The 22,874-nt window shown below is 63.6% G+C and carries 22 protein-coding genes; 8 read left to right on the top strand and 14 right to left on the bottom strand.

Annotation, left to right across the window (positions count from 1 at the left end; all coding sequences use genetic code 11):
* Positions 1-23: 23 nt before the first annotated feature.
* Genes E4S61_RS02560 through E4S61_RS02550 form a run of 3 tightly spaced genes read right to left on the bottom strand, consistent with a single transcriptional unit; the run spans position 24 to position 2,929 of the window.
* Complete coding sequence (locus tag E4S61_RS02560; RefSeq protein ID WP_135302337.1) at positions 24-1,145, bottom strand: DUF373 family protein; 1,122 nt, start codon at positions 1,143-1,145, stop codon at positions 24-26.
* A gap of 48 nt (positions 1,146-1,193) precedes the next feature.
* The gene (gene sppA / locus E4S61_RS02555; protein ID WP_135302336.1) at positions 1,194-2,189 is read right to left on the bottom strand and encodes a signal peptide peptidase SppA; all 996 of its coding nucleotides are present in this window, start codon (positions 2,187-2,189) and stop codon (positions 1,194-1,196) included.
* Complete coding sequence (locus E4S61_RS02550; RefSeq protein WP_135302335.1) at positions 2,189-2,929, bottom strand: proteasome assembly chaperone family protein; 741 nt, start codon at positions 2,927-2,929, stop codon at positions 2,189-2,191. Before E4S61_RS02550 ends, sppA begins: the two co-directional genes overlap by 1 nt.
* Before the next feature lie 162 nt (positions 2,930-3,091).
* Here E4S61_RS02550 and E4S61_RS02545 point away from each other — a divergent pair, with 162 nt between their 5' ends.
* The 3 genes from E4S61_RS02545 to E4S61_RS02535 all read left to right on the top strand — a co-directional run bounded on the left by E4S61_RS02545 (position 3,092) and on the right by E4S61_RS02535 (position 5,671).
* Positions 3,092-3,904 carry a manganese catalase family protein gene (locus tag E4S61_RS02545; protein ID WP_135302334.1) on the top strand — a complete coding sequence of 271 codons (813 nt, stop codon included), beginning with the start codon at positions 3,092-3,094 and terminating at the stop codon, positions 3,902-3,904.
* A 355-nt stretch (positions 3,905-4,259) separates the two neighbouring features.
* A complete protein-coding gene (locus E4S61_RS02540) occupies positions 4,260-5,168 on the top strand; it encodes an RsmB/NOP family class I SAM-dependent RNA methyltransferase (RefSeq protein WP_135302333.1) in 909 nt (302 codons plus the stop codon).
* Positions 5,165-5,671, top strand: coding sequence for a DUF7122 family protein (locus tag E4S61_RS02535; protein ID WP_135302332.1), 507 nt, complete (start codon positions 5,165-5,167; stop codon positions 5,669-5,671). Before E4S61_RS02540 ends, E4S61_RS02535 begins: the two co-directional genes overlap by 4 nt.
* A gap of 12 nt (positions 5,672-5,683) precedes the next feature.
* Here E4S61_RS02535 and E4S61_RS02530 read toward each other — a convergent pair whose 3' ends face one another.
* The 4 genes from E4S61_RS02530 to E4S61_RS02515 form a co-directional block, all read right to left on the bottom strand.
* A complete protein-coding gene (locus E4S61_RS02530) occupies positions 5,684-5,893 on the bottom strand; it encodes a dodecin family protein (protein ID WP_135302331.1) in 210 nt (69 codons plus the stop codon).
* A 105-nt stretch (positions 5,894-5,998) separates the two neighbouring features.
* Complete coding sequence (locus tag E4S61_RS02525; RefSeq protein ID WP_135302330.1) at positions 5,999-7,540, bottom strand: DUF790 family protein; 1,542 nt, start codon at positions 7,538-7,540, stop codon at positions 5,999-6,001.
* A 99-nt stretch (positions 7,541-7,639) separates the two neighbouring features.
* Positions 7,640-8,914: a TIGR00341 family protein gene (locus E4S61_RS02520; RefSeq protein ID WP_135302329.1), complete on the bottom strand. Its 1,275-nt coding sequence runs from the start codon at positions 8,912-8,914 to the stop codon at positions 7,640-7,642.
* 131 nt (positions 8,915-9,045) lie between these two features.
* Positions 9,046-10,380, bottom strand: a complete 1,335-nt coding sequence (locus E4S61_RS02515; protein WP_135302328.1) for a DEAD/DEAH box helicase — start codon at positions 10,378-10,380, stop codon at positions 9,046-9,048.
* A 199-nt stretch (positions 10,381-10,579) separates the two neighbouring features.
* Between E4S61_RS02515 and E4S61_RS02510 the strand changes: the two genes are divergently transcribed.
* The 4 genes from E4S61_RS02510 (at position 10,580) to grpE (ending at position 12,901) form a co-directional block, all read left to right on the top strand.
* Positions 10,580-11,320 carry a winged helix-turn-helix transcriptional regulator gene (locus E4S61_RS02510; RefSeq protein WP_135302327.1) on the top strand — a complete coding sequence of 247 codons (741 nt, stop codon included), beginning with the start codon at positions 10,580-10,582 and terminating at the stop codon, positions 11,318-11,320.
* 184 nt (positions 11,321-11,504) lie between these two features.
* The gene (locus E4S61_RS02505) at positions 11,505-11,819 is read left to right on the top strand and encodes a HalOD1 output domain-containing protein (RefSeq protein WP_135302326.1); all 315 of its coding nucleotides are present in this window, start codon (positions 11,505-11,507) and stop codon (positions 11,817-11,819) included.
* A 168-nt stretch (positions 11,820-11,987) separates the two neighbouring features.
* A complete protein-coding gene (locus E4S61_RS02500; protein WP_342447920.1) occupies positions 11,988-12,158 on the top strand; it encodes a DUF1328 family protein in 171 nt (56 codons plus the stop codon).
* A 77-nt stretch (positions 12,159-12,235) separates the two neighbouring features.
* Entirely contained in the window at positions 12,236-12,901 is a 666-nt protein-coding gene (gene grpE, locus E4S61_RS02495) for a nucleotide exchange factor GrpE (RefSeq protein WP_135302324.1), read from the top strand.
* A 92-nt stretch (positions 12,902-12,993) separates the two neighbouring features.
* Here grpE and E4S61_RS02490 read toward each other — a convergent pair whose 3' ends face one another.
* Together E4S61_RS02490 and E4S61_RS02485 are read right to left on the bottom strand one after the other, a co-directional pair.
* Positions 12,994-14,724, bottom strand: a complete 1,731-nt coding sequence (locus E4S61_RS02490) for a hypothetical protein (protein WP_209309432.1) — start codon at positions 14,722-14,724, stop codon at positions 12,994-12,996.
* A gap of 402 nt (positions 14,725-15,126) precedes the next feature.
* Positions 15,127-16,032 (bottom strand): hypothetical protein, encoded by a 906-nt coding sequence (locus E4S61_RS02485; RefSeq protein WP_135302322.1) that lies wholly within the window; start codon positions 16,030-16,032, stop codon positions 15,127-15,129.
* A gap of 435 nt (positions 16,033-16,467) precedes the next feature.
* Between E4S61_RS02485 and dnaK the strand changes: the two genes are divergently transcribed.
* Positions 16,468-18,366 (top strand): molecular chaperone DnaK, encoded by a 1,899-nt coding sequence (gene dnaK, locus E4S61_RS02480; protein ID WP_135302321.1) that lies wholly within the window; start codon positions 16,468-16,470, stop codon positions 18,364-18,366.
* A 219-nt stretch (positions 18,367-18,585) separates the two neighbouring features.
* On the opposite strand, the gene E4S61_RS02475 is transcribed toward dnaK, so the two are convergent.
* The 5 genes from E4S61_RS02475 to E4S61_RS02455 all read right to left on the bottom strand — a co-directional run bounded on the left by E4S61_RS02475 (position 18,586) and on the right by E4S61_RS02455 (position 22,679).
* On the bottom strand, positions 18,586-18,951 hold the full coding sequence (locus E4S61_RS02475) for a twin-arginine translocation signal domain-containing protein (RefSeq protein WP_135302320.1): 366 nt from the start codon (positions 18,949-18,951) through the stop codon (positions 18,586-18,588).
* Positions 18,952-19,216: 265 nt separating this feature from the next.
* Complete coding sequence (locus E4S61_RS02470; RefSeq protein WP_135302319.1) at positions 19,217-19,609, bottom strand: hypothetical protein; 393 nt, start codon at positions 19,607-19,609, stop codon at positions 19,217-19,219.
* Positions 19,610-19,732: 123 nt separating this feature from the next.
* A complete protein-coding gene (locus E4S61_RS02465; protein WP_135302318.1) occupies positions 19,733-21,475 on the bottom strand; it encodes a Rieske (2Fe-2S) protein in 1,743 nt (580 codons plus the stop codon).
* Positions 21,476-21,542: 67 nt separating this feature from the next.
* Positions 21,543-22,061: a hypothetical protein gene (locus E4S61_RS02460; RefSeq protein ID WP_135302317.1), complete on the bottom strand. Its 519-nt coding sequence runs from the start codon at positions 22,059-22,061 to the stop codon at positions 21,543-21,545.
* A 276-nt stretch (positions 22,062-22,337) separates the two neighbouring features.
* Positions 22,338-22,679, bottom strand: a complete 342-nt coding sequence (locus E4S61_RS02455) for a hypothetical protein (protein WP_245180547.1) — start codon at positions 22,677-22,679, stop codon at positions 22,338-22,340.
* Positions 22,680-22,874: the final 195 nt, after the last annotated feature.

The raw sequence follows: 22,874 nt of genomic DNA, 5'->3' as shown, positions 1-22,874 counted from the left end.
CCCGGCCGGGCGTAAATCGCTGTCTATTCGGCCAATTCCTGTTCGATGTCGGTCTTACTGACGTAGGCGGCGACCCGAACGCCGACGAGGCTGATGAGGATGCCCGCAAGGATGAACAGCGCGAGGCGGGTGCCTGCTTCCATGGCGAAGCCGTTGATCTCGACGACGCCGAAGTCCATCGGCGGGACGCGGAACGGGCCAAACACGCTCGCGCGTTCGAGGAAGTACGCCGAGAAACCGCGGACGACGAGCCCGACCGCCACCGCGCCAAAGGGGAGGTTGACGTAAGCGCTCCGTACCCCTTCGCGTTCGAGGAGTTCGTCGAGCAACCGGCCAAGCGAGGCTGCGAGCGCCGCCGCGGTGAGCCACGGGACGCTCTCGAAGAGGAAGCGGTTGGCGAGGAGAAACGGGCTGGTCGAGTCGATGGGCGAGATTTCCAGTGCGCCGGCGAACATGCCGACGACGGAGAGGCCGGCGGCGACGACGTAGGTCACCAGCGACACCTGACCGGAGTAGAGCGCCTCGCGGGTCTGGGACGGCAGCCGCGAGAGATAGGTGTCGATTCCGAGCCCCTTGTAGATAAGGAAGACGCCGAAAGCGGCGGCGATGGTCCCGACGGCGATGGTACTGTCTAAGACGATGAGCAACAGCGGGAACGCGAGCATGGCGAGGCCGATGGGGACGAGGACCGTCTTTCGCAGTTCCTCGTCGGCGAGAAACTGCTTGAGCAGGTAGTACGTCGACTCGATGTCGCGGGCCTGCCGGACGACGACACGGTCGACGGCGTCGACGCGGACCCGACTCTCGATGATGGGGACTAGCCGCTCGTCCTCGGCGCTGTCGACGACGACGACGGCGGAGTCGGGGTCGTACTCGGCGACGAGCGACTCCGTCTGGGTGGCTATCTTCCTGTCGGAACCGACGGCGTCGCTCCCGCCGCCGACGACGGCCACGACCGGGTCGTCACCGCTCGCTTCGAGGTCCGCTGCCACACGAATCCCCTCCAGCAGACAGTTGACGCGGCTGTCTTCGGGATCTTCGACGCCCGTCTCCGTTATCATCGACTCGACGGCGTGCCGCCCGACGACCGGGTACTCGTCCGCGACCGGGCTGTTCCGGTCGATACACACCACCAACGTGGTCACACTGAGCCTGAGTACGCCCCGAGATAAAAACCCTCGCGCCGGCGTCGGCTACTTCCGGAAGGACAGGCCGTCGACATCGCCCTCGATCGTGTCGGTGATGCCGGCACCGAGCGCGAAGGCGACCTGCTGTGCACCGCCGCGGAACCTGGCCATGACGCCGCGTTCAGGTTCGAACTCGGCGACCGTGACCGGCTCCCCGATGAGGTGTTCGAGGCGGTCCTCGACTGCTTTGCGGGTCCCGATGTCGTCGACGAGTCCCAGTTCGTGGGCGTCGGTTCCGAGGTAGACTCGGGCCTCGGTCTCCCTGATCAGGTCGTCGTCGATATCCCGGCCCTCGGCGACCGTCTCGACGAACTGGTCGTAGTAGTCGTCGATGAGCCCCTGCAAGTACGCCCGTTCGTCCTCGGTCAGCTCTTTCAGCGGTGTTCCGGCGTCCTTGTACTTCCCGGCGGTGAACTGCTCGTAGTCGAGGCCGAGTCGGTCACCGAGGTCCTTGGCGTTGACCCGCGACCCGATGACGCCAATGGAGCCGACGATGGAACCCTCACGCGCCCAGAGTTCGTCGCAACCGGCAGCGATGTCGTAGCCGCCGCTGGCACAGACGTCCGTGGCGTAGGCTATCGTCGGACCGTCGAAGCGTTCAGCAGCCAGTCGGATGTCCTCGCTCGGGACGATTTCGCCACCGGGCGTGTTGAGTTTCACGAGGAGCGCCTCCGCGCCGCGGTCGTCGTCGGCTTGCTCGATCTGTTCGACCACGTCGTCGGCGCTAGTCCCCCTCGGCGAACTGATGGCCCCACCGCCGCCGTCGCGGGTTATCGGCCCCTCGACGGCGACTTCGGCGACGTTGTGGGACGGAATCAGCGACCCGGCGAGGTTGCCTGCGATACGCACCGCGAAGAAGACGGTGACGAGGACCAGGACGACCCCAAGCAGTTGGGCGAGGTCGCCGGGAACCGTCACGAAGAGGAACCAGCCGACCAGCAGGGCTACCACTGCGGCGACGAGGAGTATCGCCAACCGCGCGACTGACTCTGCGTCGACCATTACTGATACATCCCCAGCGGTCGAGCGCTGGTGCTCTCCTCTTCTTCGGCGTTTTGCATCTGCTTCGCCAGGCGCTCCTTGGCCTCGCCGATCTCCTCGGCCTGTTCGACCAGCGCATCGGTGTCGACCTCGAACTCACCGAGCGGGCCGATACCGGTATTCAAGAGCGCTCTCGCGGCTTCGGGGTCGGGGAACTGCGGGTCTGCCTCGACGACGAGGCCGACGCCTGTCATTCCGATTCGCTGGGCCTCGTGGACGAGCGCACCCGTCGGCCCGGTCACCGCGCCCGATTCGGTGGGCGTGCCGATGTCGGCTTCGTCGAGCAGCGACGCCCCGTCGCCGGTTGCGATGCCGTACACTTTCGGGACACCGTCTTTCTCGGCGGGCATCCCGCTCAGGAATATCGGTGCGACGTCGTGGCTCTCGAACCACCCGACGAGGCAACTGGCGAACTCGTCGGCGGCCGCCGGCGAGACTGGCGCGTCACTCTGTAAGACGAGCAAGTCCCGCTCGGCGTCGGCGTAGAGCCGGACCGGCGCTCGAACCGTCGGATCTCCCTCTGTGTACACTGCGATTTCCGGCAGTCCCTTGCAGAGCACGCTGGCGTAGTGCTCCATGTCGTAACTTTCGACGAGGTGGTCGGCGGCGATCTTCCCGACGAGGCCGACGCCGGGCAACCCCTCGACGAGCGTGGGTTCCTCGAATTCGATATCGTCTCGGTGGACCTGTACCTGTGCCATGTCTCGACAGAGGGTCGCAGACGGCTTGAAAGGCAGGGCCACGGAGTACCCCTTCGACGGGGGACGGTTCCGAATATGTAAGTCGGCCCTTGGCTGTGCGACAATTTATCAAGCACTTGCAGGCAATCGGTTCTTTCTCATTCTCGCCCTACCGCCGATGCCGTGTTCTACCACGACGACGAACTCCAGTTCGAGGTCGAAGTCGAAGAGCCCAATCCCCAGTTCGCGAAGATGCTCCAGCAGGCCATCGGCGGGGCCGAAGGCGAGATGCGCGTCGCGCTCCAGTACATGTTTCAGGCGTTCGCGGTTCCCGCCGAGAAACAGGAGATCCGGCAGTTCCTGATGGAGACCGCCACCGAGGAACTTGGCCACATCGAGATGCTGGCGACCGCCGTCTCGAAGAATCTCGAAGGGGCGTCCGACGAGGCCCGCGAGACGGCCCGCGAGGACGCCGTCATCGACGAGATGATGCGCTCGGGACAGCCCCGACAGGCCCTCTCGGCGGGACTCCACGCGATGCCCGTCGACAGCAACGGCGCGCCGTTCACCGGCAACTACGTGGTCGCCTCTGGCAACCTCGCCGCCGACCTGTACGCCAACGTGATGGCCGAATCCACGGGGCGACTCCTCGCCACTCGGCTCTACGAGTTCACCGACGACCCCGGCATGAAGGACATGCTCGAATACCTCATCGCCCGGGACACGATGCACCAGAACCAGTGGCACGCCGCCCTCGAAGCGCTCGGTGAGCACCGTCCGGTCCCGAACAGCTTCGACCAGTCGAAGGAGAACCAGGAGTACAACTACACGTTCATGTCGACTGCTCGCGAGGAACGCGAGGACCCACAACAGCCGTGGACGCAGGGCGAAGCGCCCGACGGGAACGGCGAGTTCAGCTACACGCCTCGCCAGCCCGGCGGCGGCAAACCCGACCTGGACGAGATGATCGACGAGATGCACAACGAAGTGAAGTAATTGGTTCACCGACGGCGAGGCATCGCCGAGTCGTCGGCCTTTTTCATCGCCGAGAGAGCTTCGCTTCCTCGCTAACCTGTGAACGAGCGTTGCGCGGCGCGTAGCGCCGCGCAATCGAGGCGGTGGAACCGTCTCGCAGCGCCCGTGAGTAGAGAATGGTCGCCTACGGCGACCCGACGTGGGTCGGAAGGCGCTGAGCATACCGCGCCGCAGGCGCGGTTTCACCGAACGCGAGTGCAACGAGCGTTCGGCCTTTTTCATCGACGTTTTTGCCGCGAGTGGTGGCCGCAGGCCACCCGAGCGGGAAAAAGGTCGTTCGAAACCCACAAACGCGCCCCCGTCGAATCCGGGGCCAATGGAACCAATCGAGCGGTATCGGCCCATCGTCGACGACTTCGAGGCGTTCCGGGCGGCCTGCGAGCGGCCGCTCCCGTCGGCGGTTCGGGTCAACACCGTCAAGGCCACCGTCGAGCAGGTTCGGGCGGCCCTGGAGGAGGCAGGGGTCGCCTACGAACCCGTCGGCTGGCACGACCTGCTGTTCGTCCTCCCCGAGGACTCGCCGGGGAACAACTGGCCGTACTTCCACGGGTGGACACACGGACAGGAGGAAGTGTCGGCGGTGCCAGCCACCGTCCTTGACCCCGAGCCCGGCGAGCGAGTGTGGGACGCCTGCGCCGCGCCGGGCACGAAGACGACGCAACTGGCCGCACAGATGGACGACGACGGAGAAGTGATCGCGACCGACAACAACCTCGGGCGCATCTCGGCGCTGCGGAGCAACGCCGAGCGACTGGGCGCGACCAGCGTCGCGGTTACGCACGAGGACGGCCGCAACCACTCGCTGAAACCCTTTGGCGGCGAGAGCTACGACCGCGCGCTGGTGGACGTCCCCTGTTCCTGTGAGGGGACCATCCGGAAGAACCCCGACGCCTTCGACGACTGGTCGCTCTCGCACGTCGAGGGCATCGCGGGCGTCCAGAAGGGTATTCTTACCCGCGCGGTGCAGGTGACTGACCCCGGCGGGACGGTCGTCTACTCGACGTGTACGTTCGCTCCCGAGGAGAACGAGGCCGTCCTCGACCACGTTCTGGGCGAGGAGGACTGCGAACTCGTCGAGTACGACCTGCCGCTCGCCCACCGCGAGGGCGTCACCGAGTGGGATGGCGACTCCTTCGATCCGAGCGTGACGAAGGCGAAACGCATCTACCCACACCACAACGACACGGGCGGCTTCTTCTGTGCGAAACTGGCGGTGACGGGATGAGCAACGACAGCACGCAGTTCACGCGCCTCCCTGAAACCGCCGACGAACGAGAGGACGAGGGTCGCGCGACACGCGAAGAAGTGCTCGACTTCTGGGACGAGCGGTTCGGCGTCGACCCCGAGACGTTCGCCGACCACACGTTCTGGGAACTGGGCGCTGGCAAGATTTGGATATACCGCGGCGACCCGCCTTCGCCGGTGGAAATCGAGGGGCTGGGGATGACGTTCCTCCGGACGCGACAGGAACACTGGAAGCCGACGCTGGAGGCGGTCCAGCGCTTCGGCCACCACGCGACGAAGAACGTCGTCCACCTCACCGACGAGCAAGCCAGACGGTTCGTCGCCGGTGACGACCAGGAACTCGGCTGGGAGGGCGACTGGGGGTATCTGGTCGTCACTCACGACCTCGCCGGGGAGCCGGAACCAGTCGGCGTCGGCCTGTTCGTCTACGGGGAGTTGCGCTCGCAGGTGCCGAAGGGGCGTCGCCGCGATCTCGATACCTGAGAGTTTTCGTCGCTATTGCTGTTTGTGGACTGGGAACGCCACCTCGACCGTGGTCTTGTACTCAGTTATCTGTCCGTCTTCGACGTTGGCCGTCCAGTCTTCGACCTCGATTCCGTGAATGTCCTCGATGGTCTCGCTGGCCTGTGAAACCGCCTCGTGAGCCGCGTCTTCCCACGACTCCTCGGATGTTCCCAGTACCTTGACTATCTTGATTGCCGTCATAGCGGTTCGGCTACCGCGGGGAGGGGCGATAACTATGCGTCGGCTATCGGCGGCGTCTGAGAGTAAGACGCGAATACGACACCCGCGAGAAATCGGTCGGCCGCCTTACTCGTGCTCTCGCACCGTCCCGCCGCTCAGCCCCTCCCACTCGACTCGGTAACCCAGTCGGGAAAGCACCGCACTAGCGTCGTCGATGCCGTACTCGTCCAGCGTGGCTTCGACATCGGACAGCGAGATGCCAGCCTCGATGTCGGCGGCGACGGCATCCAGTACTGACGGACGGACGAGCGTGCGACCGACGAGTTCGTGGTCGGGAAACGATTTCTCGGCGAGAGCGTCCTCGCTGACGCCGTGGTCGGCCGCGAGGTCAGAGAGCGCGATTACGTCGGCGTCGGGTCGCAGTTCCGCGGGGATGTCGGCGGCGCTCTCGGCGACCAGTTCGGTTTCGTAGGGGCGGAGCGCGTCGCGCACGCCCTTGACGCTGACTCTCCCCGAGTACGGGACGACGCGGTGGTCCTGTGCTTCCAGCGTCTCACCGACGCCGAGCGACTCGTCGACGGCGACGACCATCTCCACGGTTTCGAGGTCGGCGAGCCTATCGAGTTTCTTCTCGACGTACTCCGGCGTCCAGAAGCCCATCACCTCGAAGAAGACGCGAAATTGTGCGTCGCTGTCGCCCGTGTCTCGGACCTCGCTCGTCCCGCCGGGTCGCCACTCGAAAGCAAAGTCGGGGACGACGACGTGTTCGCCGGCGGCGAGGGGCTCGGGCTCGCGGACGAGTCCCCAGTCGAGGTCCAGCGCGGAGAAGCGAGCGGCGAAGTCGGCTTCGACGCCGCTGTCGTAGGTCACCTCGGCCACGGGTTCGACGCCGGGAACCGACACGTCGTCCTGCGAGAGGCGAAGCTCGCGCTCGGTCCCGCGGTCGTCGATTGTCGCCGTCAGCTCCCACTCGGACGCCCCGGCGACCGTTCGGAGCAGGCGAGCGAATCGCGTCCCGTAGCGCCGCGTGTTCGAGAACAGCGCGTCAGGGCCGGTGACGACGACCTCCCGGCCCGCCGGCGTCGTTCGAATCTCGTACATCAGCCGGAGGCGCTTGACCGCTGAGACGAGCGTCGTCGGGTCCGACGAGCGGACCCTGACCTCGATGGCGTCGAACAGCGCCGTCTGCGCGAGCGAGAGGTTGTACTGGATGCGGAGTTCGGCAGGCGACCACCGCGAGTCGACGGCCGCGAGCACCTGCCGATCGTCTAAATCGGCGTACAGCGACGACTCGACCGCCGCCGCGTCCACGCCGAGCCGGTCGGCCGCCCGGTCGAGGGCCGCCGCTCGCTCGCTCTCGGTGACGACGCCGACGGCTTCGGCCGCCTCGAACACCCGCTTTCGGGCGCGTTCGGGTGGTACGTCGGCCCGCGTCTCGAAGGTCGCCTCGCGCTCGACGAGCTTGGCGAACCCGCGGACGAGTTTGAAGTCGGCGGCCTCCCCTTCGAGGTCGGTCAGGGCGGCCTGCAGTGCCGCACGTGTCTCGCCGACGTGGCCCTGATACACGCCGAGGACGCGGGCGGCGAGGCGCTCGTCTCCCTCGTCGGCGAACTGCGGGTGGTAGCCGCCGCCGGCCCGGGAGACGCGGAGCAAGTCCTTCGTCAGCACGACTGTCTCTCCGACGGCGACTGGCAAAAACGCCTCGTGTCACACGGGTCGGGCCACGAGAAAGCGGCCCAGCAGCGGGGCGACCGGTCGTCGCTCGTCTCAGGCACCCTCCGTCTGCCGGTTCACGAAGGTCACTTCGACGCTCGTCTCCTGCCCGATAGCCGGGGTGATGGCGGCGTCCAGTCGCCCGGCCAACGCCGGGTACACCTCGCCGTCGGGGCGGCTCACCTCCACGGTGACCTCTCGGTCCAACTGATAGATGGAGACGCCCCCGAACTGGGTTCGCACCGACAGCAGTCGGAGTCGTTCGTAAGCCGCCTCGTTCAGTACCTCCTCGACGGCGTCATTGACCGACGTCTCGACTTGCATCTGGCGGGCGGTCACCGTGCTCGCACCGGCGAACGTCGCCAGCAACACCGCGAGCGCCAGCACAGTCGGGACGTACTTGCGAGCGGTCCCGAGCGTCGGCTCCCCGTCGGGCCAGTCCCAGGGCCGGAACCCGAGGCCCCAGAGGACCGAGAAGCCGGCCAGGTTGACGGAGGCCGCGTTCACCACGAGGAGGATACCCGCGCCGAGTGCGACAGGCGGAAGGCCCCACGCGAGGCCGATTCCGACGGCGGCGGCGGCCGGGATGAGCGCGGCCGCGATCATCACGCCGACGAGCGAGACGGGCAGCGCCGTCGCGAGGCCGAACGCGCCGGCGGCCCCCGCGCAGATGCCGACGGCCATCGAGAGGAACCCCGGCGAGATGCGCTGGGATATCTGCTGGACCGTCCCCACGCGTAACTGGCTGGGAACGAATCCGCCGTAGCGCAGGACCATCCCGAACGCTGCCGCACTGACGACGGCGAGTGACAGCCCGAGTATCTGGTCGCGGAACCCTTCCTTGACCAGCGCACGGTCGTCGAGTGCGGTCCCGACGGAAGCCGTCAGCGCCGACCCGACCTGCGGCGCGATGACCATCGACCCGACGACGACGGCCGGCGAGTCCAATAAGAGGCCCGCCGTCGCCACCACCGCGCTCAGGATAGTCATCCCGTAGTACGTGATGGAACCGGGATTCATTCCGATAGCCCGCCCACGGAGTTCGTCGTGGGAGATCCGGTCGTCGTGACGTTCCGTAGTGGCGGTCTGGTTCGAACGGGACGTCTCCACCGACCCGATGACGGCGTACCGGTCGGGGTCCATCCCCGCCGCTTCGAGTTCCGCGAACACCTCGTCGACAGCCTCCGGCGGGAGCGGGAACTGAAAGAGCGACGCCTCCTCGTCGTTGCTCTTCTCCTCGGTCTCCACGTAGTCGATCTCACGGTCGTCGAGGACTGTCTGAACCGCCTCAAGATGGTCGTCGACGACTCGTATCTGTATCAGACGCACTGCTCGCGCCTCCGCGCCGCTATCGAGTTGAGAGAGAACAACGACTGCATCTACACGAACTCACTGCCCGGCGCCTGTTATGTATTCGGGCCGAACGACGAGTACACGTCCCGGCTAGAGCGCGAAACCCCCTATCGCCGCCGACGGGACACGCGCTCCTCGGCCGTCTCCTCGGTGACGAGTTCGTACAGCAACGCACGCGAGTCGTCCGCCTTCGGACGGAGTATCCGGCCGAGACGCTGCGTGAACTCCCGTTCGGACCCGCTGCCAGAGAGGACGACGGCGACGTTGGCGTCGGGCACGTCAACACCTTCGTCTAAGACGTTCGCCGTCACGACCCGGGAGTACGTGCCATCGCGGAACCGCTCCAAGATTTCCCGGCGCTCGCCAGCACCCGTCTCGTGGGTGATTGCCGGAAGCAGGAACCGCTCGGAGAGGCGATAGACGAGGTCGGTGTAGGCGGTGAAGACGATGATGCGGTCGTCCCGGTGGCGGTCGAGGAGCTCCGCGAGTCGCTCGACCTTCCGCCGGGCGTTCATCATCACCTCTCGGGCGCGTTGCTTTGCGAGCAACGCCTCGCGGGCCGCGGGGTCAGTCCCCGAGCGCTTGACGAGTTCCTGATAGTCGCTTCCGGAACGCAGTTCGATTCCCGACCGGGCGAGATAGTCGGTGAACGTTCCTTGCTGGTCCTCGTAGCGCTCGCGTTCCTCGGGCGTCAGCGCGACTTCGATGCGCTTGATGTCGTAGTCGGCGAGGTGGTCACCAGCGAGGTCGTCGATTTCCACGCGGTGGACGAGCGGCCCGACGAGTTCTTCGACGACTTCGTGAGCACCGTCGGGGCGCTCGAAGGTCGCCGTCAGGCCCAGACGGGCGGGCGCGGCGAGCAAGCGAGCGATGTCGCGGTAGCCCTCTCCGCCGAGATGGTGAACCTCGTCGAAGACGACCAGTCCGAACTGGTCGCCCAGTTCGTCCGCCCGGAGATATGCCGAGTCGTACGTAGCAACGGTGACGGCTTCGACTCGCTGCTCGCCGCCGCCGAGTCGGCCGATCGGGCGGTCGAACTCCCGTTCGAGTTCGCGCTGCCACTGCTCTACGAGGTCGATGGTCGGCACGACGACGAGCGCGGGCGTTCCAAGCGCGACCATCGCGGCGATGCCGATGACCGTCTTGCCGCTCCCGGTCGGCAGTTCCAGACAGCCGCGGTCGCCGGCGTCGCGCCACGCCGCCAGCGCTGTCTGTTGGTACCCACGAAGGTCGTACGTCGTCGAGAGGTCGAGCGAGGAGGCGTCGAGAACCCGGTCCGTGTACTCGACTCCGCGTCCGTCGAGGGCATCGAGCAGCGCAGCGTATCTGTGGGCGGGTGCTCGGCCGCTCTCCGACCGAGCGTCCCGATCGACGCCGGGGAGGTCCACCTTCGGGTCTCCCGCGACGCGGATCGTCCCGTCTTCGAACGTCAACTCCAGCACGCTCTGCGGTTGGCCGCAGTCGCTGATAACGCTTTCCCGCCGTCGAATACCGGAGCAGAGTTGCTTCGACTGAGCGGTCGATAACTGTTCTAAGACGGTCGGTTTATCCGCCCATCTTATAGTGGATGGAGGGTAACCCCCCGATGGGTTCGGGCAGTGGCCTGCAGACTCGCCCGTAACCCGCGTGGATGACAAATCCATGACATTTACACTCCGAGCGTCCGTCGGTCTCGTCGCCATCCTCGTCTTGGCGGCAACGGTGTCGCCAGCGGTAGCGGCAGGACCGGCGGTCAGGTCACCCGACGATGCTGCGTTGCATCAAGCAGTCAGTACCGGCGGGATGCCCGGCCTCGGAACGGGAGACGACCGCCTGGAGGCATCCACTCTGCTACAACTCCAGGATGGGCTGTTCAGCGTGAGTCTCCCCGTCACGGACATCGTTCCAGTAGTTCCGGCCGTCGCTGGCTACACCAGATTCGGTGACAGCGACCCGCTGGAACACGAGACGCGCCAGCGACTCTTCGACGCCGTCAGTACCGACCCCGGCGTCTACGTCACCGAACTCGCTCGTGAGACGGATACCCACGTCTCGACGACCCGCTATCACGTCCGCGTCCTCGTCGACGAGGGGCTGATACAACGGACGAACGAGAACGGGCGGAGCTATCTGTTCCCGGCACACGCCGAGAACAGCGTCTCGCCAGCGACGGTCGAGGATGGGACGCGGCGTGCCCTCCTCAGCGCGCTGGACCGACACGGGTCCGCGACGGGAGGCGAACTCGCCGAACAGGTGAGCCTCACGAAGAGTACCGTCTCTTACCATCTGCAGCGACTCCAGGAAGACGGACTGATCGACCGGCAGCGTGATGGTCGTTCGACTATCAACGCACTCGCGGACGGGATTAGCGGGGCGTTCGTCCCAACCACCGACGATGACTGATAGTTCGACCGGTCCGTCAGAACGGATTTTTTTGTGTATTGCGTCGGTCGGCACAGATGAGCAGTAGCGCCTCGTTGGAGCAGCCGAGACAGTTGCCGACTATCCCGTTCCGAACTGCCGTTGGTTCGCCGTGGTGGCGTGAGCAACCACAGCAGCCGTCGCCGAGCCGATCGGCTATCGAACGATGACCGGCCGAGCGTCCGAATCGGCGGCGATCTCGCTCATGTACGTCCCGACCGCCGACTGTCACTACGCGACGGTCGATCGCCCGGGGGCAATGAGCGACGTCGTCACGCTCTGTGTCGCCCATCTCCACGGCTTTTCGTGTGCTGAACTCCCGCCGCTGAGCAATATCCTCGACCCGACGGCGCTCGATACCCTGTTCGCAGACGAGAACACCTGTTCGTCCTGCGTGCTCACGTTCGAGTACTGCGGATACGCCGTCACCGTCGACAGCCCGACCCAGTGTCGGTTCTCACGGGTCGGAGCCAGCGACTGACCGACGCTTCTCCCCGAGTACTGCCGTGCGGACCGTCGAGCGACGCCGCAACCTGTATCGAAGAAGACAGACGATATACCGGCTGAATGTCCGGATATGCGTATATTATGTCGTCCGTAATAATGCATCCGGGGGACGACTTTCGAGCGTATGCTACAGAACGGCATCATGACACCGCTGCAGTCCGGCGGGTTCCTCGAGTTCGCACTCCTCTTTCTGGTCTTGGCCATCGTCGCTGGCGTGGCCGGGTTCCGAGGAATCGCCGGTCTCAGCATGAGAATCGCGAAGATACTGGTACTCGTCTTCCTCGTACTCATGGTCGTCAGCCTCCTGTTGTAGGGAATCGGCAGCCGACAGACCCAGGCGAGCAGCGACGTTTCTGAATCCTTTTATTCGTGTGACGGTACGCTTCGAGTATGACTGACCAGGACGCGGCCGAGGAGCAATCGACCGACGCGGCGGTCGATGCGGAGGACGTCGAGAGCGCGCCCGACGACGTCGATGCGGCCGACATCGATCTCGACGACGTCACCGACGGTGAGACGGCCGACCAGGAACTCGTCGAACGGGTCGCTGACTCGGACCCCGAAGCGATCGCACAAGAACTGACTGCGCTACGGAACCGTGCCGACAGCCTGGAATCACAGGTCGAAAGCCTCGACGAGGAGGCGGCGGAGTTAGAAGAGAAGCTCAAGCGCAAACAGGCGGAGTTCCAGAACTACAAGAAGCGGATGAAAAAGCGCCGCGAGGAGGAGAAACAGCGCGCCACCGAGGACCTCGTGACCCGCATCCTCGACGTGCGCGACAACCTCGAACGGGCGCTCGAACAGGACGAGGACGCCGAGATTCGCGCCGGCGTCGAATCGACGCTTCGTCAACTCGACGACGTGCTGGCCGCCGAGAACGTCGAGGTCATCGACCCACAACCCGGTGAGGACGTCGACCCGACCCAACATCAGGTCCTCGCGCGGGTCGAGAGTGACGAGGACTCCGGCGCAATCGCGGACGTGCATCGCCCCGGCTACGAGATGGCCGAGAAGGTGCTCCGCGAGGCGCAGGTCACCGTCAGCGACGAAGAGTAGCGCGGCTGGCGGAGTGAGTTCTTTCGGCGCGTCAAAAATGGAGGGAACGTACAGGCCAGTCCCGGTATGGAACCGGTGTCTGTGCGAGAGTTCTACACTGGACAGGTCGGGTCGTCGCTGTCGTCTCCGTCACCGTCGCTGCCGTCGTCGGTTCCGTTCTCCGGTGGGACCGGGTCGGGGCCATCGTCTTCTGGGTTGTCGATAGTATCGTCCGGCATGTGGTCCAGTTCGAGCGTGTACGCCTCTAAAGAGAGGTCTGCGTCTTCGGCCGCGCGCGGACCGAACGTCACCGAGACGACGTAGGTACCGTTCTGCTTGGCCTCGAAGGACGGTTTGTAGTCGTCCACGTAGACGCTCTCGCCGTCAGGCGCGGTGACAGTCACGCGCTCGTACCACTCGTGGTCGGAGGCGTTCGAGATGACGTCTAGTTCCATCTCGTCGCCCGCGGTGAGGTTCACGGCGTAGTTGTCGTCGTCGTAGCTGGCAGCGACGGCGTCGACGGTCGCGTTCGCATCGACGCTGGTCGCGTCGGCCACGTTCTCGTTGGGGTCGTCCTGGTCGGGCTGTTCTTTCGCGATGGTCAGGTTGTACTGACGCTGTTCGTCGCCGATAGCCTGCACTTCGACGGTGTAGGTGTGGTTAGCTTCGGCGACGTCTGCGGCCTTCGCCGTGAAGTCAGCGGTGACTGTCTCCGTCACGTCGTTGGGCTGTCCGCCGGGGACGTTCTCCGTTTCGTTGCCGTTCTCGTCCGTGACGGTGACAGCGACGTCCTGATAGTCAGAGGTGTTCTCGTCCAGCGTGGCGACGACGGCGAACGCCTCGCCGCTCGTCGCGTTGAACGTGAACGTCTCAGTGGCGTTGGTCGTTACCGAGTACGTCGTGACTTCCTCGTCGGGCAGGTTCTTCTCGGGTCCGGTGTCTCCTCCATCGTCAGGGTTCGAGGGAGACTCCTCTGGGTCCTCGAAGGGGTTGGTGACTTCGTCGTCAGGGGTGTGCTGGAGGTCCAGCGAGTATGGTTCAGGCGTGAATCTGTCCGAGCCGTTCTCGTTGCTGTACTCCCAGTGGACGACGTAGGTCCCAGTTTCGTTCGCCTCGAATCGGAGCGTCGAGTGGTGGTCCGGGCTCTCCGCGTCAGTCGGGGTGATGCCGATCTTCTCGCCGCTGGGCGTGATGACGTAGCCCTGGTCGTACCAGAACCGCTCCCAGCCGTCGGAGGTGACGTTGATAGCCATCTCGTCGCCGCGCGTGAGGTTCACGGCGTAGTTGTCCTCGTCGTACGCGGCGGACGCGGCCTCGATGGTCGCGTTCGCGTCCACTTCGGTGGCCGTCTCGGGTGACTCGTTCGGATCGTACTCGTCGAAGCGTTTCTGCTCCAGTGCGAGCGTGTAGTTGACCGTCTTGTCACCGCCCTTGACGACCTTGACGGTATACGTCCCGTCGGTCGAGGCGACATCGGCAGCCTCGGCGGTGCTGTCTTCGCCCGTCCGCATTTCGTCACGGTCCAGCTTGCCGACTTCAGTGCCGTTCTCGTCGTAGACGTTTATCGCGATTTCGTTGTACGCGGGAGCGTCATCTTCGAGAGTTGCAGTCAACGCGAACGCCTCGCCGCGCGTCGCGTTGAACGTGAACGTCTGCGTGCTGTTCGTCGTTACCGAAAGCGTTTCGCCGTCGTGGATCGGGGTCGCGCCGCTGTCCTCGTCTGCCGTCGGTTGACTGTCTTGGGCGACAGCCGCGGTGGCGAAGACGCCACCGCCGACGACGGACAGAACCATCAGTGCGACCAGACCGATACGTGTCAGGTTTCCGTATGACATAGCTTGCACTGTGTCACCTCCGAAACCGATCGGGGACCACGGAGAGTGGCTTCGTCCGGCAGGAAGGCGACAGAGAGAAGTGCTCACGGTAGATACCTTATTACCGGTGCGGTAATCGGTTGTAAACGGTTTATCTAAACATTCAACCCCCCACAGATAGCGTTATTCGTGTGCTAAATGCCACATTGACGGCGTGAGACGGCTGTTCCGTCTATCTGGAGGCGCGCTAAGTTCGGCCGAGGCGGTCGCCTATCGGGCCAGCGTCAGTTCCGGACGTTCCAGGCATATAGTTGACAGAATGTCGCGGGTAGGACAGCACAGGGGACGACGAGCGAACCCGCTATCAGCGATATTTCTCTCGTTCACCGAAAAATGAGGAGGGTACTTCACCGGAGGAGTGTCAGCCCGTGGTTACGGACAGCTATCGTTCTCGGTTCCGTCCTCCGGGGGTTCTGGGTCCGCTACCGGGGGGTCCTCACTCTTTTTGACGGGCGAGTGGTCGAGTTCGAGCGTGTACGCTGCCGAGTCGAGCGATGGGTCCATCGTCGCGGCGGGTTCGAACCCGACCTCGACGATGTACGTGCCGTTTTGCTCGGCCACGAACGACTCGTTGTAGTCGTCGAGTGCGACATCCTCGCCGTTCGGAGCGGTGACGGACACCTGCTCGTACCACTCGCGGTCGTGCACATCTGAGACGACATCGATTTCCAGCTCGTCGCCCGCGGTGAGATTCACCGCGTAGTGGTCGTCGTCGTAGTTGGCGGCAGCGGCGTCGATCGTGGCGTTGCTATCGACTACCGTCGCCGACTCGGGCGACTCGTCGGGATCGTACTGGTCCAGTCGGTGTGTTTCGAGGGTCAGGTCGTACTGTTTCTCTTTTTCGCCTTCCTCGGTGACGCGGACCGTATACGTCTGGTTGGCTTCGGCAACGTCACCCGCTTTCGCGTCGAAGTCCTCCATCAGGATGTTGGTACTCGCGGGGTTGTCGCCACCCGAGAGCGCACCGACTTCGGTTCCATTCCCGTCGTACACGCTGATGGTGATGTCGTCGAACGACGACGTGCTCGCGTCGAGAGTGGCAGTCAGGGTGAACGCCTCGCCGCGTGTCACGTCGAACGTGAAGTTCTGTGCGGTAGTCGTCGTCATCGAAACGGTTTCGCCATCGTGTATCGGCGTCGCGGTCGTCTCACCCTCGCTCGTCGTGTCAGTGCCGGCGTCTCGGGCGAGTGCGCCCGGGGCAAAGATGCCGCCGATGACGACTGCGGAGAGGACGAGGAGCGCGACTAGTCCGATACGTGCAGTGTTCGTCTGTCTCATTTTTGGGTCAGTGCTACCTTCACAACCAAACAGGGACCATCGGTTCAGACGAGGATCACGTCCAGCACGGCGCAGGTCTGGGGAAGGTAACACGTTGGCTTTTACAGACGACCCATCTTATTACCAACTATATAATCACACGAAAATAGCCTAGAAGAGGTATACGTCCCCCTCAGAAATTATGAGTATATTTTACGATTTAAATATATGTTATGTCTACGAGTACGGAAAACGCGCGGTTCACAGGATATCACTGCCGAGCGAGAGCGTCCGGATAGTTATCGACCGCTGAGCGGTGACTTTGCGGTCAACTTATAATATTCGGTCACTGGGGGCCGAGATGGACGAAACCACCGGCAGCGAGCGGTTCGGACGCAACTGTCGTCGGTACATCTAGCAACTTTTAACCGGCGCAGAGAGGTATAACCGGGTAAGATGGCGAGCAACAAAATTCTGGGTATCGACCTCGGGACCACGAACAGCGCGTTCGCGGTCATGGAAGGTGGCGACCCCGAAATCATCGTCAACGCGGAAGGCGAGCGGACGACACCCTCCGTCGTCGCGTTCGACGACGGGGAGCGCCTCGTCGGCAAGCCAGCGAAGAATCAGGCCGTAAAGAACCCCGCACAGACTATCCAGTCCATCAAACGCCACATGGGCGAGGAGAACTACTCCGTGGAACTGGACGGTGAGGAGTACACGCCAGAGCAGGTCTCGGCGATGATCCTCCAGAAGATCAAGCGCGACGCCGAGGAGTACCTCGGCGACGAGATCGAGAAGGCCGTCATCACGGTCCCCGCATACTTCAACGACCGTCAGCGGCAGGCGACCAAGGACGCCGGCGAAATCGCTGGCTTCGAGGTCGAACGCATCGTCAACGAGCCGACGGCCGCGGCGATGGCCTACGGGCTCGACGACGAGTCCGACCAGACGGTACTGGTCTACGACCTCGGCGGGGGGACCTTCGACGTCTCTATCCTCGATCTCGGCGGCGGCGTCTACGAAGTCGTCGCCACGAACGGGGACAACGACCTCGGCGGCGACGACTGGGACGAGGCCATCATCGACTATCTGGCCGACGAGTTCGAGTCCGAGCACGGCATCGACCTGCGCGACGACCGACAAGCTCTCCAGCGGCTGACAGAGGCCGCCGAGGAAGCCAAGGTCGAACTTTCCTCGCGCAAGGAGACCCGCATCAATCTCCCGTTCATCGCCACGACCGACGACGGCCCCCTCGACCTCGAACAGAAACTCACGCGCGCGAAGTTCGAGTCCCTGACCGAGGACCTCATCGAGCGCACCGTCGGGCCGACGGAGCAGGCGCTTTCTGACGCCGGCTACAGTCAGAGCGACATCGACGAGGTCATCCTCGTCGGCGGGTCGACCCGAATGCCGCAGGTCCAAGCGCAGGTCGAGGAGATGACCGGACAGGAACCCAAAAAGAACGTCAACCCCGACGAGGCCGTCGCGCTGGGCGCGGCCATCCAAGGTGGCGTCCTCTCGGGCGACGTCGACGACATCGTTCTGCTCGACGTGACGCCGCTCTCGCTGGGTGTCGAGGTCAAGGGTGGCCTCTTCGAGCGCCTCATCGAGAAGAACACGACGATTCCCACGGAGGAATCGAAGATCTTCACGACCGCCCAGGACAGCCAGACGCAAGTCCAGATCCGCGTCTTCCAGGGCGAGCGTGAAATCGCCGAGGAGAACGAACTGCTGGGCGCGTTCGCGCTCTCGGGCATCCCGCCGGCCCCCGCCGGCACGCCTCAGATCGAAGTCTCGTTCAACATCGACGAGAACGGCATCGTCAACGTCGAAGCCGAGGACAAGGGCTCGGGTAACAAGGAGGACATCACCATCGAGGGCGGTGCCGGCCTCTCCGACGAGCAGATCGAGGAGATGCAAAACGAGGCCGAACAGCACGCAGAAGAGGACGAGGAACGGCGCAAGGAGATCGAGGCCCGTAACGAAGCCGAGGCCGCGGTGCGCCGCGCCGAGACGCTCATGGAGGAGAACGAAGAGGAGCTAGACGACGACATCAAGTCCGATATCGAGGCGAAGATCGAGGACGTCGAAGAGACCCTCGAAGACGAGGACGCCACGACCGAGGACTACGAGCAGGTCACCGAGGAACTCTCCGAGGAACTGCAGGAGATCGGCAAGCAGATGTACGACGGACAGGCCCAACAGCAGGCCGCAGGCGGCGCTGGCGGCATGGGCGGTGCCGGTCCCGGTGGGGCAGGCGCAGGCGGCCCCGGCGGCGCTGGCGGCGCGTCCGGACAGGGCGAGGAGTACGTCGACGCCGACTTCGAAGACGTTCAAGACGACGACGAATAAGTCGTCGTCTTCCGCTTGGACTCGTCGGCCGCGAAGCGGTCCGACAGCGTCTAAAAAACCGAGCGGAGCGAGGTTTTTTGGCTCTGTTGAAACATTATTATTCACGTACCACCAGCGTGAGAAAACTGTTGGTTAGGTGTGCGAGCTGAACGTTCAGTTCATGCCAACTTGATGTAGAAATAACTCCTTGTGAAGATTATATGGTGTTCAGACTACGTGTTAAAAGAGGATGTTCCCCGGGAAGTTCGTAGCTGTCGCCGAGACGTTAAACGCGTCGGCGTTGTTCGGGACTGTTATGGAGAGGGCTACTTGCACCGTTTGATTTCTGTCCATGGTTACTTCTTTATTCGACTTTTTGATGACTTGGGAATTTGAATCTACGATGTTAACTGAAACACGCACACCCCCTTTTGCCCCCTCATTAGCGACTCTCACGAGGATTTCTGTTTCCCCGGACAGTCGGCCATCGGCTGTTTGCTCAACAACTTTCGGCCTTGTACTGAAATACAGAAATCCAACTCCGAGTGTACCACCACCGCCGAGAAATTTCAGAAAGTCCCTCCGAGTGGTAGATTCATCCACCATATGTTAATAAACAAATACATTTGATCTTAAATCTATTGCTGTTGGGCCGAAGGCCGTCGCCACAGCGGTCACCCACGAGGACATCATTCCGCTGTACCGAGTGTTCTGTCTATCTCCTGTACTGACCGAACCGAGTCAGAGTATGTTATCTACTGAGAGTTTCAATAAAGCCAATTTTTCGAGTGGACGAGGAGAAATCGCCACCGCAGTTCGTCGGACTGCGAGACGAACGCCTCAGTTCAACGCTGCGCGTGGTTCGGGCCCCTTACCCGGCCAGAATAGCTGGTGGAACGCCCAGTGCCTGGAACGAGCTGTACCCAAGAGAGGCGGCGGCGAAGAGGATCGCGAACGTGACGCTCCACGTACCGAGGGAGATACCGACGGCGCGGACGATAGACCCCTCATAGAGGAGGTCAACGGTGAGGAAGTACGCGATGACAGCCAGGAGCGGCCCCAACGCGACCCAGTAGCCGTTGACGCCGATAGTACCGGAGACGAGGTAGGTCACGCCGAACCAGACCAAGGAGGTCAGTCCCGCCGCGAACGCTGAGTAGCCGATACTGGAGTCACTCGTGAGCACGCTCGTGCTGATGTACGTCGCGATAGTGACGACAGCGAAGCTCAGCACGAATCCGAGGACAGAGCTGGTGAGTGCCACGGCTGACGTGTCTTGCCCGATGGAGTTATCTGTCAGACTTGCAACTGCAAGACGACCGTTCGTTCGGACGAGCGGGGTCGTTGCTGCTCGCCCTCCAGACTCGGGGAACGACAGTCGAATAGGTCAGACGTCCTCGCCGTGAATCGCCTCGCCGCGAAACAAGCGATGGGCGATAGTGAAGGTCTGTTCGCGCTCGCGGCGGGTGGGAAAGTGCGCTCCGAGATAGCGAGCGGTCGCGACCAGCGGCAGTCGCCGCCCGGCGTCGTCCTCGGCGAACTCGGCCTGCCGGAACGCCGCTTCGACGTTCTGGAGTTCGTGGAAGCCGGCGTCTTCGCGGAGCAGTCCCTCGGCGAGTGTGCGCTTTAGCACGGATGCGTCGCCACCCGCGTCGAAGTGCTCGCTGACCAACTGTCCGGCCTCGTTCACGCGACCCTGTTCGTCGAACGTCGCCAGCAGGTCCTCGCGGATGGTCTCGGGGTCGCGTGCCGACTCACCGGGCTCGGGGAGCGGCGCGGCCGGTGTATTGAGGAAGCGGTCGAGGTAGACCGACATCGCGCCGTCGAAGCAGGGTTTGTAGGCTTCGATGGCGTCGGTCCGGGCCGCGAGTGCGTGGGCGGCGTTGGCGTAGCTGAACGTGTGATGTACCGTATTCCAGTCGCTGAACTCGTTGCTCGTGGCGAAGTGAGCGACGCGGCGAGTCGCAGCCAGCGCGACGGCGCGCGCGAGTTGTTCGGCCGTCGCGCCCTGCCGGATAGCGTCTTCGAGTGCCTCGACCACGACGTGCGGGTCGTCGGCAAGCAGCGTCTCGACGAAGTCATCGGGGCGTTCCCACTCGCGATCCTCGCCAGCGGCGACGAGGTCCGGCAGCGCCTCGTACGCGTCGAAACACAGTTCCGCCACGTCGATGGGCTGTCGCCACTGGGACCGTTCCTCACTTCGACTGGCATCGGTGAACTGCTCGACGGTGGCAGCGAGGACGTCTTCGGCCTTCGCCCAGCCAACGTGGTTGAGGGTATCGACGGCCTTGTTGACGAAGTCGAGGGTATGGCTGGCGTTCATGTAGAGGTGGTCTGTCGCCGCGGCCAGCAGGATCTCGACGACGTCCTCGGGCGGGAGGTGGGCGGCGGCGGTTCGCAGACACCGCTCGGCCCCGTCACTGTCACGGACCTCGCAGGTGTCGCGGAACCACGACTTCAGACGGGCCTTCGAGAGGTCGCCGTTGCGGAGTTCGTACTGGTCGAAACGCGGCGGCTCGCCGGCCGAGTCGTCCGCCACCTCGGTGACGCCAACGTACATCGCTCGCAACTTCTCGGCGTGCGCTACGTCGTCATAGAGGTTCGCCATCGCGCCCAGCGTCGTCAGGCCACGGCCCCATCCCATCGCTCGATAGGTGATGCCGAAATCGACGGCGGTTTCGAGCGGCGTCGAGAAGCCCTCGCCGAGGTCGTCTACGTTGATGACGGCCTTCGCCGCGACGAGGTCGATGTTCTCCTGCATCGAGTCTGCGAGGCGGTTGCGCCAGTGGGTCACCGGCGGCACGTCGGGTTCCGGATCGGGATCGAGATAGATGGTTCCGTCTCGCACCTCGACGGGGAACGTCTGTACGTCGTCGGCCCACGGATCGAGCGTGTCACCACACGCCAGCTCGAAGCGCGCGTGGTGCCAGTGACAGGTCAGCAGGCCATCGTCGACGGTTCCCTTCGAAAGCGGGAACCCCATGTGCGGACACCGGTTGTCGACGGCGTAGACGGTTCCCTCGTGATGAAACAGCGCGATGGAACGCCCGCCGACCTGTACGAGTTCCGGCGAGTCCGATGCGAGCCGATCCAGTGGAAACAGCTCCTGGTACGCGTCCTCTGTAGCCATGCGTGAACAATCGTCACAGAAGGGGGTAAACCTTCGCTGAAACAAAATCGTGTTGGCGGTTCGACAATCAGGCCGTTCCGTCGCTGACAGTCACCGTTCCAAGCGTGTCGGTGCGCTCGTCGGGTGCGCCGATGAGACGGCCGGTCCAGACGATATCGACGGTATCACCCGGTTCGAGGTAGAAGCCGACGGAGCCATCGCCGTCGAGGTAGTTCCCGTTCCCGTCGCTGTCGACACGGGGGTCGTCCACGGTGAAGGAGTCGCCCGCGCCGACCGGGAGGTTCCCGTCGTCGGCCCAGACGAGTCTCGTCGTCTCGTTTCGACTCACATCGGTGACGACGACGGCCAGTTCGTTCGTGCTGGTCGAGGTTAACTGCTCGTCGCCCCCGAGCGTGACCGTGACCGCGCCCGCGTCGGCGTCGTAGCTCCCGTCGACGGTAACGTCCGGGGCCGCGGTCCGCAGGTCCGCACCGGGACCGGCGATGACGGCGACGATGCCAGCGACGGCCAACAGCGCTAGCCCCCAGACTGCGATGCGCTCGACGGTCACGACACCGCGGGCCCTCGATGGCCTGTCGGTACTCATCGATTGGTTCGTCCAGCGGGACGGAAATAAGCGCCCCGGTCACGCGCTAGCAGTGGGGATCACTCGCGGGACCGACAGAGAATCGGCATTCGACGGCCAGAAAGCCCCGACTGTTCGACAGCTGTGACTCGCTGCGTGCTTCCTTCGTTCCTTTCAGTCACTCATAAGGAGTAGCACAGGTCTCCATACGTTCCAACGTTACAGATTTCTCACTAGTTGAAATCGCCGTGATTGACTTACAGGATAGATTCAGCAGGGCAGGGGTTCGCTTGAGTATCACTCGTTGGGTACGTCCGCATCTTCGACCTCGCTTTTGCGGATTTGCTTCACGAGGTTGAGATGCATCAGGTGGAGATGCATTCCGATAGCGTACAGCAACAGCCCCATCCCAACAAAAATCAGGGGAAGAAGGATGGCATCGATTGCACTGCCCACCGATTCGAGATTCTGGGGCAACCGTCCAATTACGGCGATGAGAAAGGCCAAAACGATTACGCCGAGTCCAGCCTGGGAGAATCGAGAGAACTGTCCCAGCTTCTGGAGACGCAGATTGATATCCTGTATTCGAGGGTTCTCACTGTCGTTACTCACACGAAGAGAAACACGGTTGTCCTCCATATTATTCCGGCCTGAGCCTGCAAGCCTCTTGAATAAACTTGGTTCCGAGAGCACGCAGGTCTAACAACTACTAGACATGATCCGCGAAAAACTATGGGTCGCTCTGATACCCCCTCTTAGTCCAGTGCTTAGTTGGTCTCGCTCGTCGAACGGTTGGCCCCTTTCATTCTCACTCACCATCTGTCCTGGCAGGCG

Source organism: Haloarcula amylovorans (genome assembly GCF_004681185.1).
Lineage (GTDB): Archaea > Halobacteriota > Halobacteria > Halobacteriales > Haloarculaceae > Haloarcula > Haloarcula amylovorans.
This window is presented reverse-complemented; position numbering and strand designations above follow the sequence as displayed.

Coding starts and splice junctions, on each gene's coding strand:
- E4S61_RS02530 (WP_135302331.1), bottom strand. CDS start 5,893: ATGACGGCAATCAAGATAGTCAAGGTACTGGGAACATCCGAGGAGTCG.
- E4S61_RS02500 (WP_342447920.1), top strand. CDS start 11,988: ATGACACCGCTGCAGTCCGGCGGGTTCCTCGAGTTCGCACTCCTCTTT.
- E4S61_RS02505 (WP_135302326.1), top strand. CDS start 11,505: ATGACCGGCCGAGCGTCCGAATCGGCGGCGATCTCGCTCATGTACGTC.
- grpE (WP_135302324.1), top strand. CDS start 12,236: ATGACTGACCAGGACGCGGCCGAGGAGCAATCGACCGACGCGGCGGTC.
- dnaK (WP_135302321.1), top strand. CDS start 16,468: ATGGCGAGCAACAAAATTCTGGGTATCGACCTCGGGACCACGAACAGC.
- E4S61_RS02475 (WP_135302320.1), bottom strand. CDS start 18,951: ATGGTGGATGAATCTACCACTCGGAGGGACTTTCTGAAATTTCTCGGC.
- E4S61_RS02460 (WP_135302317.1), bottom strand. CDS start 22,061: ATGAGTACCGACAGGCCATCGAGGGCCCGCGGTGTCGTGACCGTCGAG.
- E4S61_RS02550 (WP_135302335.1), bottom strand. CDS start 2,929: ATGGCACAGGTACAGGTCCACCGAGACGATATCGAATTCGAGGAACCC.
- E4S61_RS02535 (WP_135302332.1), top strand. CDS start 5,165: ATGAGCAACGACAGCACGCAGTTCACGCGCCTCCCTGAAACCGCCGAC.
- E4S61_RS02455 (WP_245180547.1), bottom strand. CDS start 22,679: ATGGAGGACAACCGTGTTTCTCTTCGTGTGAGTAACGACAGTGAGAAC.
- sppA (WP_135302336.1), bottom strand. CDS start 2,189: ATGGTCGACGCAGAGTCAGTCGCGCGGTTGGCGATACTCCTCGTCGCC.
- E4S61_RS02510 (WP_135302327.1), top strand. CDS start 10,580: ATGACATTTACACTCCGAGCGTCCGTCGGTCTCGTCGCCATCCTCGTC.
- E4S61_RS02465 (WP_135302318.1), bottom strand. CDS start 21,475: ATGGCTACAGAGGACGCGTACCAGGAGCTGTTTCCACTGGATCGGCTC.
- E4S61_RS02485 (WP_135302322.1), bottom strand. CDS start 16,032: ATGAGACAGACGAACACTGCACGTATCGGACTAGTCGCGCTCCTCGTC.
- E4S61_RS02540 (WP_135302333.1), top strand. CDS start 4,260: ATGGAACCAATCGAGCGGTATCGGCCCATCGTCGACGACTTCGAGGCG.